Below are 15,093 nucleotides of genomic sequence, written 5' to 3'. Positions count from 1 at the left end.
CGAGTACGGACAGCGTGACGATGAGGGCTACGCAGCATGGGGCTGATCTATGACTCGCGTGACTCGGACAGGTTGAAGGCGGGGCTGTCGGCGAACCTCACTGCTGCTCTGTCCATGCTCGATGACTCTCACAGTGCGAGCCGTGGTCTGCTGGCAGCGCTGGCGACGGGCGAATTGTCCGGGCAGGGCTACTCCGCGGTCGATGCGCTGTTCGCACAGGTCATCACGCCCGCCCTCTCCGACACCAGAACCGAGGTCGAGTCGATCCAGCGCGATCTCGACACGTACACGTGGGCGGACGCGAAGGTCAGCCGTTACGGCGTGCTGAAAGAGGACGAGCTGAACGCGCAGCTCGCGGCGACCCGGAGCCAGCGTGACGCGACCGAGCGCATCATCGACCTGAACACCGCTGTCGCCAGCGCGGTGTCCACGGTGCCGATGTTCGGCGAAGCGCTGCGTGCGCTGAACTCTCAGCTCGAGTTGGTGCTTGCCCACCTGGAGAAGCAGCTCCGCGAGCTGGAGGACATGCTGCGGGCGTTGAAGGAGTTCGACGCGGCAACCCGAGGGCTTTTCCGCAAGGGCCCGCCCGTCCGCACGGTCGCGTCGACCGTCGCCGCCTCCGCCGCGAAGCCGGATCCACTGAGAACGTGGACCGCCTCCGAGCTGATGAACCTCCTCGCTCTGCTCAGCCCGGCCGAGGTGCAACGGATTCTGACCAGCAACCCGGAGCTGGCTCAGCAGTTCTGGAACACCCCGCCACCGGCAGAAGCGGTGGCGACGTGGTGGAGGAGCCTCAGCCCCGAACAGCGGGAGCAATGGTCTCAGTCAGCCCCCTCGATCATCGGGAATCTGCCCGGTCTGGACGCGGACACCCGCATTCACGCGAACATGATCCAGTTCCAGCGGGATCTGTACGACCCGAGTATCGACCCGAATTCTCCTCGCGGAATCGTCATTCAGGACATCCTCACGGCGCTCAACGTGGGTGGGATCTCCGGTCCCGGGCTAAATTACGAAAGGCTGGCGAAGGAGCAGCTGCCGCCGCGCGGGTTGCTGGCGTACAACTCGACGCACGCGCCGCCCTTGGCAGCGGTCGCGATCGGGGACACCAGCGCGGAGAAGTCGGGCAAGGTGACGTGGATGGTGCCCGGGATGGACAGCGGGCTGGGCAAGAAGACCGACACTCTCTCCGGGTGGACCAACGCCGCGGTCAACGTCTGGAAAACGCAGGAGTATTTCGAGCGTGATGTACCGCACATGACGGTGGCGTGGATCGGGTACGCGCCCCCGACTCAGGACCCTACGGTGCTGCACGGAGATCATGCTCGGGCGGGCGCGGTCCGGTTGACCGCGGAGTTGGACGGGCAGTGGGCGGCGTCGGCGATCCTGGGCGGAAACCCGAGCCCGTTCACTGCGGTGGTCGGCCACTCGTATGGGACCACCGTCGTCACCAACGCGGTGAGCGCCGGCGGCGGTCTGTCGCACAACGCGCAGTCGGTGGTGCTGCTGGCTTCTGCCGGGGTTGAGAAGGACATCCCGACCGCGGATTCATTGCGAGTAGATGGCGGTGCCGGGCAGGTGTACGCGTCGCAGTCCTCGCAGGACCAGATCGCTGACTGGGGGCGCGCCGGGTCCGGGCGGGGTGATCCGCGGGATGAGTCGTTCGGTGCGAATGTGTTCTCGTCCGAAGGCGATCCCGCCAATCGGTTGAAGCCGACCGATGGGCATGACGTTCTCGGTTACGGATCCGACCGTGGTGGGTACTTCTCCCAGCATGCGACCGCGGGACAGGGATACCTCAACATGCACACGGAAGCCATCAACAACACCGCTGCCGCCGCGTTGGGGCTGGACAGCGAAATTAATGGTGGCACCCATGTGGGAAAAGACTGATGGCATCCATTCGTCGAACCATTGCGGCGACGGCCGTAACAATGCTGGCGCTCGTTGTGACCGGATGCGCCCCTTATGGAGGAACAATGAACGATTTCGGTGGCGCTATCGTCCCACCTGCCGAGTTCTCGACCAAGACCGACGTCCAGACGTTGGATGAGGCTTTGGCCCATGCGGACGATCTGGTTCGACTCCTGGGCGGCGAGTGGCTCAACGCTGGTGTGCCGCCCGGCGTGTTCGATCCCACCGACCGGTCGGGATGGTCCTCTGGGCCGTGTGGGGCGCACAACACCAACCAGTACGCCATCTTTCTTCAGCAGGTTGCCCCGGTTGCGGACCCGACGGCGAAGATCGAGCAGGTTCGGGAGCATTGGAAGCGTCTCGGTTACCAGGTCCGTCAGATCGGGCCGGCCGAAACCAGCAAAACGATGTTCACCGAAATCGTCGTTGACCTACCGTTCGGTGCTGGCCTGAGTTTCAACGCCAGCACCACGGGGATGGGCATCACAACGGAGGGCGAATGCGTCATCAAGCAGTAGCACCGGGTCGTGAAACGCTGAGAGATGGAATGGGCAAGCCAGATGACACGATGTCGCCGCACCGTCGCTGTGATCGTCGCGACCATGCTGGCGTTCGCCCTAGCCGGGTGCGCGCCGGTTGGTCGAACCAACGATTTCGGTGGCGCTGTCGTCCCACCTGCCGAGTTCTCGACCAAGACCGACATCCAGACGTTGGATGAGGCCTTGGCTCATGCGGACGACCTGGTTCGACTCCTGGGCGGCGAGTGGCTCGACGCTGGTGTGCCGCCCGGCGTGTTCGATCCCACCGACCGGTCGGGATGGTCCTCTGGGCCGTGTGGGGCGCACAACACCAACCAGTACGCCATCTTTCTTCAGCAGGTTGCCCCGGTTGCGGACCCGACGGCGAAGATCGAGCAGGTTCGGGAGCATTGGAAGGGACTCGGTTATCGGGTCCGTCAGATCGGGCCGGCCGAAACCAGCAAAACGATGTTCACCGAAATCGTCGTTGACCTGCCCTTCGGTGCTGGCCTGAGTTTCAACGCCAGCACCACGGGGATGGGCATCACAACGGAAGGCGAATGCGTCATCAAGCAGTAGCGCACGATTTCGCGGTCGTCGCGAACGCTCGATCCCAAGGTGTCGACCGCGCTTAACCTCCCACCGCTAAGGTGGGCCGAGTGAAGGCCATCCGTAGATTCACCGTCCGCGCCGTCCTCCCCGACACCCTCTCCGCTCTGGAGGAGATCGCCGGCAACCTCCGCTGGTCCTGGCACGAGCCGACCAAGGAGCTGTTCGCCCGCATCTCGCCGGAGCTCTGGAACGAGGTCGAACACGATCCGATCGCCCTGCTGGGCTCCGTCGATCCGGCCAGGCTCGCCGAGCTCGCCGCCGACCAGGGCTACGTCGACTGGGCGAACCACGTGCGCGAGGAGCTGCGCGCGTACCTCCGCGAACCGCGCTGGTACCAGTCGCTCGACGGCTCGGCGCCCAAGTCGATCGCCTACTTCTCGCCCGAGTTCGGCATCGCCTCCACACTGCCGCAGTACTCCGGCGGCCTCGGCATCCTGGCCGGCGACCACCTCAAGGCCGCGAGCGACCTGGGCGCCCCGCTCGTCGCGGTCGGCCTGTTCTACCGCTCCGGCTACTTCTCCCAGGCGATCACGCCGGACGGCTGGCAGCTGGAGAGCTACCCGGCGCTGGATCCCGACGGGCTCCCGCTGAGCGTCCTGCGCGATCCCGACGGCGCGCCGGTGCAGATCACGCTCGCGCTGCCGTCCGGCGTGCTGCGCGCCCGGGTCTGGCAGGCCGCGGTCGGCCGGGTCACCCTCCTGCTGCTGGACACCGACATCCCGGAGAACGACGACAGCCTGCGCTCGGTGACCGATCGGCTCTACGGCGGCGGCGGCGAGCACCGCCTGCTGCAGGAGCTCCTGCTCGGCATCGGCGGCGTGCGCGCCGTGAAGGCCTGGGCGGCGCTCACCGGGGCGCCGGCGGCGGAGGTGTTCCACACCAACGAGGGCCACGCCGGCTTCCTCGGGCTGGAGCGGATCTCGGACCTGATCGGCGAGGGGCTCACGTTCGACGAGGCCCTGCAGGTGGTGCGCGCCGGGACGGTGTTCACCACCCACACGCCCGTCCCGGCCGGCATCGACCGCTTCGACCGGCCGCTGGTCGAGCGCTACTTCTCGACCGCGCTGCTCCCGGGCGTCGAGCCGGCGGAGGTGCTCGCGCTCGGCGCCGAGGACTACCCCGGCGGCTCCGACGCGGTCTTCAACATGGCGGTCATGGGCCTCCGGCTCGGCCAGCACGCGAACGGCGTCTCGCGCCTGCACGGCGAGGTCAGCCGCCAGATGTTCGGCGGCCTGTTCCCCGGGTTCGACAGCCCGGAGGTGCCGATCGACTCGGTGACCAACGGCGTCCACGCGCAGACCTGGACCGACCCGATGCTGCGCGCGCTGGCGGTGGAGCGGCTCGGCACCGACGACACCACGCACGCCGACTGGGGCAACGCCGAGGCGGTGAGCGACCTCGACCTGTGGAGCGTGCGCACCCGGATGCGCGAGCAGCTCGTGAAGGACGCCAGGCACCGCGTCGCGGCGGCCTGGGAGGCGCAGAACCCGGGCGGGATCGCGCCGGTGTGGATCAGCGACCTCCTGGACCCGAACGTCCTCACGATCGGCTTCGCCCGGCGCGTGCCGACCTACAAGCGACTCACCCTGATGCTGCACGACCCGGAGCGGCTGAAGAACATCCTGCTGCACCCGGAGCGTCCCGTGCAGTTCGTGATCGCGGGCAAGTCGCACCCGGCCGACGACGAGGGCAAGCGCCTCATCCAGAAGCTGGTGCAGTTCGCGTCCGAGCCGGAGATCCGCTCGCGGATGGTGTTCCTGCCGGACTACGACATCGGCATGGCCCAGCTGCTCTACCCCGGCACTGACGTCTGGCTGAACAACCCGCTGCGGCCGCTGGAGGCGTGCGGCACGTCGGGGATGAAGGCGGCGCTGAACGGCGCGCTCAACCTGTCCATCCTCGACGGCTGGTGGAACGAGTTCTACGACGGCGAGAACGGCTGGGCCATCCCGTCCGCTGACGCCGCGGGCGACGGCGCCGAGCGCGACGCGCTGGAGGCCGAGGCGATGTACGACCTGATCGAGCACCAGATCGCGCCGCGGTTCTACGACCGCGACCGCGACGGCGTCCCGCAGACCTGGGTCGGGCAGATCCGGCACACCCTGGCGACGCTGTCCTCTCCGCTGAGCGCCGAGCGCATGGTGCGCGAGTACGTGGAGCGGCTTTACATGCCCGCGGCCGCGAACGAGAAGCGGCTGAGCGCCGACGACTACCTCGCCGCGCGCGAGCTGGCGGCCTGGAAGGCGCGGGTGCGTTCCGCGTGGCCCGGCGTGAACGTAGCGCACGTGGACGCCGGCGGCCTCGACGCGGTGCCGCAGGTCGGCGACCACCTGCGGGTGCGCGCGCTGGTCCACCTGAACGGCCTGCGACCGGAGGACGTGGAGGTGCAGCTGATCTACGGCCGCGCGCTCGACGGCGAGGACCTGAGCGGCGTGCACTACGAGCGTCTGGAGCTGGACCGGGCCGTGCCCGGCGCGGACCCGTCGGTCGCGCAGGAGTTCTCCGGCGGCGTCACCCTGACCTGGGCGGGCTCCTTCGGGTACACCGTCCGCGTCGTGCCGGTCAACGACCTGCTGCTCGGCGCGGCCGAGCTGGGGCTGGTCGCCGCGGCCTGAGCGACGGCCTTGCGGGACGTTTTCGCCTATTTGGCGATCGCCGCGTAGCTCGCGCCGGTCGCGGCCAGGAGGTCGCCCGGCGCGAGCTCGAGGTCGAGGCCGCGGCGGCCTCCGGAGACGAACACGGTGTCGTAGAGCTGTGCGGTCTCGTCCACGACGGTGACGTGGCGCGTCTTCTGCCCGATGGGGGAGATGCCGCCCACGACGTACCCGGTGCGCCGCTCGGCGACGGCCGGATCGGCCATGACCGCACGCTTCGCCCCGACGGCGGACGCGAGCGCCTTGAGGTCGAGCATCCCGGTCACCGGCACGACGCCGACCACGAGCCCGAGCTCGGTGTCGGCCAGCAGGGTCTTGAAGACCCGGTCCGGCTCCACACCGAGGGCGTCGGCGGCCTCCAAGCCGTAGGACGGCGCGGCGGGATCGTGGTCGTAGGCGTGCACGGAGAACGGGAGGGCCGCGGAGGCGAGCGCCGCCGTCGCCGGCGTGCCCGCGGAGGCGGGGCGCTTGGCCATCAGGCGCCGACCTGGGTGTCCGGCGCGGCGCTCGCCGTGGAGTCTGCCTCAGTGCCCGTTTCGGTTCCTGCTTCGGTGCCGGCCTCAGCCGTCGCCCCAGCGGGCACGTCGACGCGCGGGCCGTTCGCGCGGTAGAGCTGCATGGAGGTGCCGCCGACCAGCCGCGTGCTGCCCGGCGCGAGCTCGACGCCGTCCTCCAGGATGGGCACCTCGGTCGCGCTGTCCCAGAGCAGCTGGTACGACTCCACGCCCGGCGCGACCGGCAGGGAGACCTCCACGTCGTCCTCCACGCCGTGCACGATCAGCAGCACGCGGTTGAACTCCTCCTTGTCGGGCGTGGAGGCCGCCAGGTACTGCAGCGTCCGGTTCTCCGGCGAGTTCCAGTCCTCGTCGTCCATCAGCGCGCCGGTGGCGTCGTACCAGTCCATGTGGCTGGCGTTCGGCGTGGTCTGGCCGTAGACGGCGTACTTGCTCGGCCGCAGCGCCGGGTTCTCCCGCCGCAGTTCCAGGAGGCGGCGTGTGGTGTCGAGCATCTCGCGCTGCTCCCTGGTGCGCAGCCAGCTCATCCAGGTGAGCTCGCTGTCCTGGCAGTAGGCGTTGTTGTTGCCGCGCTGGCTGCGCCCGAACTCGTCGCCGGCCGTGATCATCGGCACGCCCGCGGAGAGCAGCAGCGTGCCCATCAGGTTGCGCATCGCCTTGTGCCGGTCGAGCAGCACCCGCTCGTCCAGGGTGGGGCCCTCGGTGCCGTGGTTGAACGAGCGGTTGTTGTCGGTGCCGTCCCGGTTGTCCTCGCCGTTGCCGAGGTTGTGCTTGACGTTGTAGGCGGTCAGGTCGGCCATCGTGAAGCCGTCGTGCGCGGTGATGAAGTTGATGGAGGCCAGCGGGCCGCGCTCGGGCGAGAACGTGTTGGACGAGCCGGCGAGCCGGGTGGCGAAGCCGCCGATGCCGATGGGGGCCTGGCCGTTGCGCCGGGCCTCGGCGATGTCGGCGAGCCAGAAGTTGCGGACGCGGTCGCGGTAGCGGTCGTTCCACTCCGACCAGCCGTCCCTGCCGTCCACGCCGCCGGGGAAGTTCCCGGTCTGCCAGCCGCCGATCCCGACGTCCCACGGCTCGGCGATCAGCTTGACGTCGGCGAGCGCCGGATCGTCCAGCATCGCGTTGATCAGCGGGTGCTCCCGGCTGTAGGACGCGTCCTCCCCGCGGCCGAGCGTCACGGCGAGGTCGAACCGGAAGCCGTCGATCTGCACTTCCGTGGCCCAATAGCGTAGCGAGTCCAGCACCAGGCGCTGCGGGGCGGGGTGCCCGAAATTCACCGTGTTGCCGACGCCGGTGACGTCGATGTAGACGCCGTTCGCGTCCTGCCGGTAGTAGGTGGCGTTGTCGATGCCGCGGAAGCTGGTGCGCGGGCCGCCGATGCCCTCCTCGGCGGTGTGGTTGTAGACTACATCGAGAATCACCTCGATGCCGGCCTCGTGGAGCAGCTTGACCATGCCCTTGAACTCCCGCAGCACCGCCTCCGGACCCGCGGCCTGCGCCGCGCGGGTGGCGTACGGGGCGTGCGGGCTGAAGAAGTTCAGGCTGTTGTAGCCCCAGTAGTTGGTCAGCCCCTCGCGGATGAGGCGCTGCTCGGAGGTGAACGCGTGCACCGGCAGCAGCTCGACGGCGGTGACGCCGAGGTGCTTCAGGTATCCGATCGTGGACTCGTGGGCGAGCCCGGCGTAGGTGCCGCGGAGGTCCTCCGGGACGTCCGGGTTCTGGTGGCTGATCCCCTTCACGTGCGCCTCATAGATGACCGTGTGGTCCAGCGGAGTGCCGGGCTTGCGCGAGGCCCCCCAGTCGAAGCCGTCCGAGACCACCGTGGACCGCCACTCCTCGGGGCCGACCCGGGTGAGACCCTTCGCGTACGGGTCCATCAGCAGCGTCTCCGGGTTGAACATGTTCTGCGGCCCGGCCGGCCCCGACACCAGGATCGCGTAGAGGCTGCCGACCTGCAGGCTGCGCGAGCGACCCAGCCAGACCCCGTTGGCGTCGCGGCGCATCGGCACGGTCTTGACCCGCCAGTCCGGGTCCTTCGGATCGAAGAGGCAGAACTCCATCGCGTCGGCGTTCTCGGAGAACACCCGGAGCTCGCCTCCGTGCGGACCGATGCGTACACCCAGGTTGCGCAGAGGATCGACGGACGTCATGCGATCTAGAGTAGTGACCACACCGCGCCGCACCCTGAGGAGGCCTCGGTGCCCGTCTACCTCGACCACGCCGCCACCACCCCCATGCGCCCGGAGGCGATCGCCGCCTTCACCGACGCCCTGGGGCTCGTCGGCAACCCGTCGAGCATCCACAGCCAGGGCCAGCAGGCGAAGCGGATGCTGGAGGAGGCGCGCGAGGCGGTCGCGTCCACCCTGGGCTGCGACCCGATCGAGGTGGTCTTCACCTCCGGCGGCACCGAGGCGATCAACCTCGCGGTGAAGGGCATGTACTGGGCCAGGGGAGGCGCAGCCCGCCCCCGCATCCTGGTGCCGGGCGGCGAGCACCACGCGACCATCGACGCGGTGGAGTGGCTGGAGCGGGCGGAGGGCGCACAGCCGGAGTGGCTGCCGCTCGACGGCGAGGGCCGGCTGCTCCCCACGGTGGTCGGCGACGCCCTGGCCTCGCCCGCGGAGGTCGCGCTGCTCACGTTCCTGGCGGTCAACAACGAAGTGGGGACGATCCAGCCGGTCGCCCCACTCGCGGGCCTCGCCCGCGACGCCGGAGTCCCCGTCCACGTCGACGCCGTCGCCGCCTACGGTCACCTGCCGCTCTCGTTCAACGCGCTGGGCGTGGACGCGCTCAGCGTCTCGGCCCACAAGATCGGGGGACCGGTCGGGATCGGCGCGCTCGTGCTCGGGCGGCGCTCGGCGGTGGTGCCCCTGATCCACGGCGGCGGCCAGCAGCGGCAGGTCCGCAGCGGCACCCAGGACGTCCCGGCGGCCGTCGCGTTCGCGGCGGCGGCGCTCGCCGCGGAGGCGGAGCGGGAGGTGGAGTCGCGACGGCTGGCCGGGCTGCGCGACCGGCTGATCCGCGGAGTGCGCGAGGCCGTGCCGGAGGCGGTGCTGAGCGGGCCGTCGCCGGATGGCGGCGAGCGGGTGGCGTCGAACGTCCACTTCGTGTTCCCCGGGGCGCAGGGCGACTCGCTGCTGTTCCTGCTCGACCTCGCTGGGCTCTCGGTCTCCACCGGCGCCGCCTGCACTGCGGGCATCCCGGAGCCGTCGCACGTCCTGCTCGCGATGGGGCGGACCGAGCAGGAGGCCCGCAGCGCCCTGCGCTTCACTCTGGGCCGCACCTCGACCGAGGCGGACGTGGACGCGCTGCTCGCGGCGCTGCCCGGCGCGTACGCCCAGGCGGCGCGGGCGGGACTGGCCGAGCGGGCGCCCGGCAGCCGCTCAGGCGGCACGGCGTAGAATCGCCCGGTGCGAGTTCTGGCAGCGATGAGCGGTGGCGTCGATTCCGCCGTGGCCGCGGCGCGCGCCGTGGAGGCCGGGCACGACGTCGTCGGTGTCCACCTGGCGCTCAGCCGGATGCCGGGCACGCTGCGCACCGGCAGCCGCGGCTGCTGCACCATCGAGGACTCGATGGACGCCCAGCGCGCCGCGAACATCATCGGCATCCCGTACTACGTCTGGGACTTCTCCGAGCGGTTCAAGCTCGACGTCGTGGACGACTTCATCGCCGAGTACTCGGCCGGCCGCACGCCCAACCCGTGCATGCGCTGCAACGAGCGGATCAAGTTCGCCGCGCTGCTGGAGAAGGCGCTCGACCTCGGCTTTGACGCCGTCTGCACCGGGCACTACGCCAGCATCGTCACCGACGCCGACGGCAACCGCGAGCTGCACCGCGCGAGCGCCTGGGCCAAGGACCAGTCCTACGTGCTGGGCGTGCTCACCGCCGACCAGCTCGCGCACTCCATGTTCCCGCTCGGCGCCACGCCCTCCAAGGCGGAGGTGCGCGCGGAGGCGGCCGCCCGCAAGCTGAGCGTGGCGAACAAGCCGGACTCGCACGACATCTGCTTCATCCCCGACGGCGACACCCGCGGCTGGCTGGCCGAGCATGTCGGCGCGGCGGAGGGTGACATCCTCGACCGCGAGGGCAACCGGCTCGGGTCGCACGAGGGCGCGCACGCCTACACGGTCGGCCAGCGCAAGGGTCTCAACATCGGCTACCCGTCGCCGGACGGCCGCCCGCGCTTCGTGCTGGAGGTCCGCCCGAAGGACAACACGGTGGTGGTCGGCCCGAAGGAGGCGCTCGACATCGCCGAGATCGCCGGCGCCCGCTTCACCTGGGCAGGCCAGGCTCCCGCATCCCCGGAGACCCCCTTCGCGTGCGAGGTGCAGATCCGCGCCCACGCCGACCCGGTTCCCGCCGTGGCCCAGGTGCGCGACGGCGAGCTCGTCATCCGCCCCGACGAGCCCCTGAACGGCGTCGCCCCCGGCCAGACCGCCGTCGTCTACGTCGGCACGCGCGTCCTCGGCCAGACCACCATCGACCGCACCGTCTCCGCCGTCCCCGTCTGACCGTCGGCAACGGAGGAGATCCGTTCCCGCGCCCGGCGTGTCGACAGCTACCGGAGGACATCCGGCCGGATGCGGGCCCGATCTCCTCCGTTGGCCGCCCGCGGGGCGCGTCGCTAACGGAGGAGATGCGCGCGGATCGGCGGCCGATGCCCTCCGGTGACCGACTTTCCCCGGCGTGTCGCGGCGGTACTCCTCCGTTGCCGTCACGGCGTCGGTGGGGGTGAATATGCTTGCTGGGTGGCGATCGAGACGACGAGCGACAGCGAGCAGGACGCGCAGGCACGCGCGGAGGCCCAGAACCTGACCACGCGCATCCTCGAGCTGCGTGACGCGTACTACGAGCGCGACACCGTGCTCGTCAGCGACGAGGAGTACGACCGCATGCTGCGGCGCCTCGAGGAGCTGGAGCGCCTCCACCCGGAACTGCAGAGCCAGGACAGCCCCACCCAGACCGTCGGCGGCCGTGCCCAGACCACCCTGTTCGCGCCGGTGCAGCACGCGGAGCGCATGCTGAGCCTCGACAACGTCTTCTCGCTGGAGGAGTTCGAGGCCTGGGCCGCGCGCGTCGAACGCGACGCCGGCCGCCGGGTCGACTACCTCTGCGAGCTCAAGATCGACGGCCTCGCGATCAACCTCCGCTACGAGAACGGCGTGCTCGTCAGCGCGGCCACCCGCGGCGACGGCGTGGTGGGGGAGGACGTCACCGAGAACATCCGCCAGATCCCCGCCATCCCGCAGCGGCTGGCCGGCGACGGCCCGTTCCCTCCGCTGGTGGAGGTGCGCGGCGAGGTGTTCTTCCCGGTCGCCCAGTTCGACGAGCTCAACGCCCACCAGCAGGAGGCCGGCGAGCGCGTCTTCGCGAACGCCCGCAACGCGGCCAGCGGCTCGCTGCGGCAGAAGGCCGAGGGCAAGAACCCGGCCCAGCTCGCCCTGATGCGCGACCGGCTGCGCCGCCTGCATATGCTGGTGCACGGCATCGGCGCCTGGGCGAACCCGCCGGTGGACGCCCAGTCGAAGGTCTACGAGCTGCTGCAGGCGTGGGGCCTGCCGACCTCCACCCACTACCGCGTGCTCGGCACGATCGCCGAGGTGGACGACTTCATCCGCTACTTCGGCGAGCACCGCGGCAGCGTCGAGCACGAGATCGACGGCATCGTCATCAAGGTGGACGAGCTGGCCCTGCACGACGAGCTGGGCGCGACCTCCCGCGCGCCGCGCTGGGCGATCGCGTACAAGTACCCGCCGGAGCAGGTCAACACCAAGCTGCTGGACATCGTCGTCAGCGTCGGCCGCACCGGCCGCGCCACGCCGTTCGCGGTGATGGAGAAGGTGCGCGTCGCCGGCTCGGAGGTGCGCCAGGCAACCCTGCACAACCAGGAGGTCGTGAAGGCCAAGGGCGTGCTGATCGGCGACACGGTCGTCCTGCGCAAGGCGGGCGACGTCATCCCTGAGGTGCTCGGCCCGGTCGTGGAGCTGCGCGACGGCACCGAGCGCGCGTTCGTCATGCCGGAGAACTGCCCCGAGTGCGGCACGAAGCTCGCACCCGCCAAGGAGGGCGACATCGACCTGCGCTGCCCGAACGCCGAGTTCTGCCCGGCGCAGGTGCGCGGCCGGGTGGAGCACATCGGCTCGCGCGGCGGCCTCGACATCGAGGCGCTCGGGGAGGTCGCTGCCGCCGCTCTCACTCAGCCGCGCTTCCCGGAGACGCCGCCGCTGCCGACCGAGGCCGGCCTGTTCGGGCTCACCGTGCGCGAGCTGTTCCCGATCGAGGTCGTCGTCCGCGATTCCGAGACCGGCCTGCCCAAGCTCACCGAGTCCGGGGCCGAGAAGGTGGACACACCGTTCCGCCGTCGTCGCCAGAAGAAGGACGGACCGTTCCGCCCCGACGCCGAGGAGTTCGACGGCGACGAGCTCTACGTCCCATCGAAGAATGCGCTGGAGCTGGTCGCCAACCTGGCCGCGGCGCGCACCAAGCCGCTCTGGCGCATCCTCGTCTCCCTGAACATCCGGCACGTCGGCCCGGTGGCGGCCCGCGCGCTGGCGGACCACTTCGGGTCGCTGGACGCGATCCGCGCCGCGTCGCGCGAGGAGCTCGCCGCGGTGGACGGCGTCGGCGGCATCATCGCCGACGCGGTGCTCGCCTGGTTCGAGGTCGACTGGCACCGCGAGATCATCGAGCGCTGGGCCGCGGACGGCGTGCAGTTCGCGACGCCCGGCCACGCCGGACCGGGGGCGCAGTCCGACGCCGGCGGCGTCCTCGCCGGGCTGACGGTGGTGGCGACCGGCTCGCTCGAGGGCTTCACCCGCGAGGGAGCGCAGGAGGCGATCATCGCCGCCGGCGGCAAGGCGGCGTCCAGCGTGTCCAAGAAGACGGACTTCGTCGCCGCGGGACCGGGCGCAGGGTCTAAGCTCGCCAAGGCGGAAGAACTGGGGGTCCGCGTCATCGACGCCGCGCAGTTCGCGATCCTTGTCGAAAAGGGCCCCTCGGCGCTGGAGGACTAGTCGGCCACTTTGTGGACAGACCACAAGTTATCCCCCTGAATCGGGGGTAGAACGTCCATCCGTCCACCCCCCGATTGCGGCTAGAGTCGTGGTGTGCGCTCGCCCGGTGCACGCAAGGGCTTAGCTCGCTCGCTCTCGGAGGGACCCGGACGGAGTGCTGGTCGGCTTTGCAGCAGCTTCACTCGTCACCTCGGTCGTCACAGGACTGACCGGGGCCTTCGTCATGCCCGCCGACAGCGCCGCCGCCACGGTCCAGGCGGCCCCCATCGTGTCGGTCGCACCGGCCGCGATCGGCGACGCGCCGGCCAGCTCAGGTCCTGCGGGAGCTGCCGTTCCCGCCCAGGCCGCCGCCGCCGTCTTCGGCTCGATCCGCACCGTCGACCCGGCGGCGCTGCCCGGCTATCTCGGCACGCACTCCACCGAGCTCGACCGCCTGCTGACCAGCCCGCCCGCCGCCGCCGACATCAGCCGGCTCTGGAAGCAGCTCGACCCCGCGCGCCAGGCCGCGCTGGTGAAGTCGGCCCCCCACGTGATCGGCAACCTGGAGGGCGTGCCGTACGACGTCCGCGGCAAGGCCAACGTGCTCGACCTCGACCGCACCATCGCCTCGGCCACGAGCACCCTGCACGGCGAGCGCGGCAAGACCGAGCGCATTGCGCTGAAGCGCCAGCTCACGACGCTGGGCAACGTCCGGACCGCGCTGAAGAAGAAGGACGGCGTCCAGCGCACGCTCGTCAGCCTGGACACCTCGGCGGACGCGCGGGCCGCGATCGTCGTCGGCGACCTCCGCACCGCCCGCTACGTGAGCGTCCTCGTCCCCGGGATGTACATGTCGGTGGGGGAGCAGGTGGAGGCCTGGGCCGGCGTCGCCCAGAACCTGTACACCGAGCAGACCGGCTTCCTGAAGCGTTTCCTCGGGTCCCGGTCGCACGGCGGCGCCCCGGGCGTCGCCGTCGTCGCGTGGATGGGGTACCAGACTCCGGTGCTCACCAACATCGGCGGCCTCGACCTCGCCCGCCAGGGCGCCGACAGCCTGGAGCGCACGCTGATCGGCCTGAAGTCGCTGCGCCAGGCGAACCCGCCGTACCTGAGCGTCCTCGCCCACTCCTACGGCTCGACCGCCGCCCTGCTCGCGCTGGAGAAGGGCACCGTCACGGTCGACGCGCTCGCCCTGATGGGCTCGCCCGGCTCGGACGCCCAGTCGGTCCACCAGCTCGGCGTCCGCGACGGCAACGTCTTCGTCGGCGAGGCGTCCATGGACCCGATCGTGAACAGCGCGTTCTTCGGCAGCGACCCCGGCTCGCCGGCGTACGGCGCGAAGCGGATGGGCGTCGGCGGGGCGACCGATCCGATCACGCACGCGAGCCTGTCCGGATCGAGCGGCCACAACGAGTACTTCACCGCCGGCACCGAGTGCATGCGCAACCTCGCGCTCATCGGGATCGACCAGGGCGGCAAGGTCCTCGGCTAGGGCTCGGGGCGGTCCTGCGCTGCAGCGTCCGGCGGCGGGCGCGCGCTGCCGCCGTCACCCTAGAATTGAGTCAGCCCACTGAAGAGAACAGCACGGAGACGCATGTCCGAAATCAGCGCAGAACAGGTCGCGCACCTGGCGAGTCTCGCCAGGATCGACGTCAGCCCGGAGGAGATTCAGAGCCTCACCAGCGAGCTCGGCCAGATCGTCGAGGCGGTCGCCAAGGTGCAGGAGGTCGCCGGTCCCGACGTCCCCGCGACCAGCCACCCGCTCCCGCTCACCAACGTGTTCCGGCCCGACGAGGTGCGCCCGTCGCTGACCGTCGAGCAGGCGCTGTCCGGCGCCCCCGAGCGCGAGGGCGACCGGTTCAAGGTCGCCACCATCCTGGACGAGGAGTAA

Annotated in this window: 11 protein-coding genes; 9 read left to right on the top strand and 2 right to left on the bottom strand. The window is 70.4% G+C overall.

The annotated features are described in order from the left end of the window. Positions 1–36 precede the first annotated feature (36 nt). From HNR13_RS13005 to glgP, 4 genes are all read left to right on the top strand, one after another. Complete coding sequence (locus HNR13_RS13005; protein WP_179606363.1) at positions 37–1,893, top strand: alpha/beta hydrolase; 1,857 nt, start codon at positions 37–39, stop codon at positions 1,891–1,893. Next, on the top strand, positions 1,893–2,432 hold the full coding sequence (locus tag HNR13_RS13000; protein WP_179606361.1) for a hypothetical protein: 540 nt from the start codon (positions 1,893–1,895) through the stop codon (positions 2,430–2,432). The genes HNR13_RS13005 and HNR13_RS13000 overlap by 1 nt, the downstream gene beginning before the upstream one ends. A 24-nt stretch (positions 2,433–2,456) precedes the next feature. Continuing rightward, on the top strand, positions 2,457–3,011 hold the full coding sequence (locus tag HNR13_RS12995) for a hypothetical protein (protein WP_179606359.1): 555 nt from the start codon (positions 2,457–2,459) through the stop codon (positions 3,009–3,011). Positions 3,012–3,091: 80 nt separating this feature from the next. Then, positions 3,092–5,659, top strand: coding sequence for an alpha-glucan family phosphorylase (glgP, locus tag HNR13_RS12990; protein WP_179606357.1), 2,568 nt, complete (start codon positions 3,092–3,094; stop codon positions 5,657–5,659). Between the two features lie 26 nt (positions 5,660–5,685). Here the strand turns inward: glgP and ybaK are convergent, their stop codons facing one another. Then, positions 5,686–6,174 (bottom strand): Cys-tRNA(Pro) deacylase, encoded by a 489-nt coding sequence (gene ybaK / locus HNR13_RS12985; RefSeq protein ID WP_179606355.1) that lies wholly within the window; start codon positions 6,172–6,174, stop codon positions 5,686–5,688. Further along, the gene (gene glgX / locus HNR13_RS12980; RefSeq protein WP_179606354.1) at positions 6,174–8,360 is read right to left on the bottom strand and encodes a glycogen debranching protein GlgX; all 2,187 of its coding nucleotides are present in this window, start codon (positions 8,358–8,360) and stop codon (positions 6,174–6,176) included. The genes ybaK and glgX overlap by 1 nt, the downstream gene beginning before the upstream one ends. A gap of 48 nt (positions 8,361–8,408) precedes the next feature. Here glgX and HNR13_RS12975 point away from each other — a divergent pair, with 48 nt between their 5' ends. From HNR13_RS12975 to gatC, 5 genes are all read left to right on the top strand, one after another. Next, positions 8,409–9,611, top strand: coding sequence for an aminotransferase class V-fold PLP-dependent enzyme (locus HNR13_RS12975; RefSeq protein WP_179606352.1), 1,203 nt, complete (start codon positions 8,409–8,411; stop codon positions 9,609–9,611). 9 nt (positions 9,612–9,620) lie between these two features. Beyond that, positions 9,621–10,721, top strand: coding sequence for a tRNA 2-thiouridine(34) synthase MnmA (gene mnmA / locus HNR13_RS12970; RefSeq protein ID WP_179606349.1), 1,101 nt, complete (start codon positions 9,621–9,623; stop codon positions 10,719–10,721). A gap of 237 nt (positions 10,722–10,958) precedes the next feature. After that, a complete protein-coding gene (gene ligA / locus HNR13_RS12965; protein ID WP_179606347.1) occupies positions 10,959–13,223 on the top strand; it encodes an NAD-dependent DNA ligase LigA in 2,265 nt (754 codons plus the stop codon). 223 nt (positions 13,224–13,446) lie between these two features. Next, entirely contained in the window at positions 13,447–14,694 is a 1,248-nt protein-coding gene (locus tag HNR13_RS12960; RefSeq protein ID WP_179606346.1) for an alpha/beta hydrolase, read from the top strand. A gap of 102 nt (positions 14,695–14,796) precedes the next feature. Next, positions 14,797–15,093 (top strand): Asp-tRNA(Asn)/Glu-tRNA(Gln) amidotransferase subunit GatC, encoded by a 297-nt coding sequence (gene gatC, locus HNR13_RS12955; RefSeq protein ID WP_179606344.1) that lies wholly within the window; start codon positions 14,797–14,799, stop codon positions 15,091–15,093.

The sequence above is a fragment of the Leifsonia shinshuensis genome (assembly GCF_013410375.1).
Classification (GTDB): domain Bacteria; phylum Actinomycetota; class Actinomycetes; order Actinomycetales; family Microbacteriaceae; genus Leifsonia; species Leifsonia shinshuensis.
The sequence above is the reverse complement of the archived record's forward strand: the minus strand, read 5'-3'. Positions and strand labels throughout refer to the sequence as shown.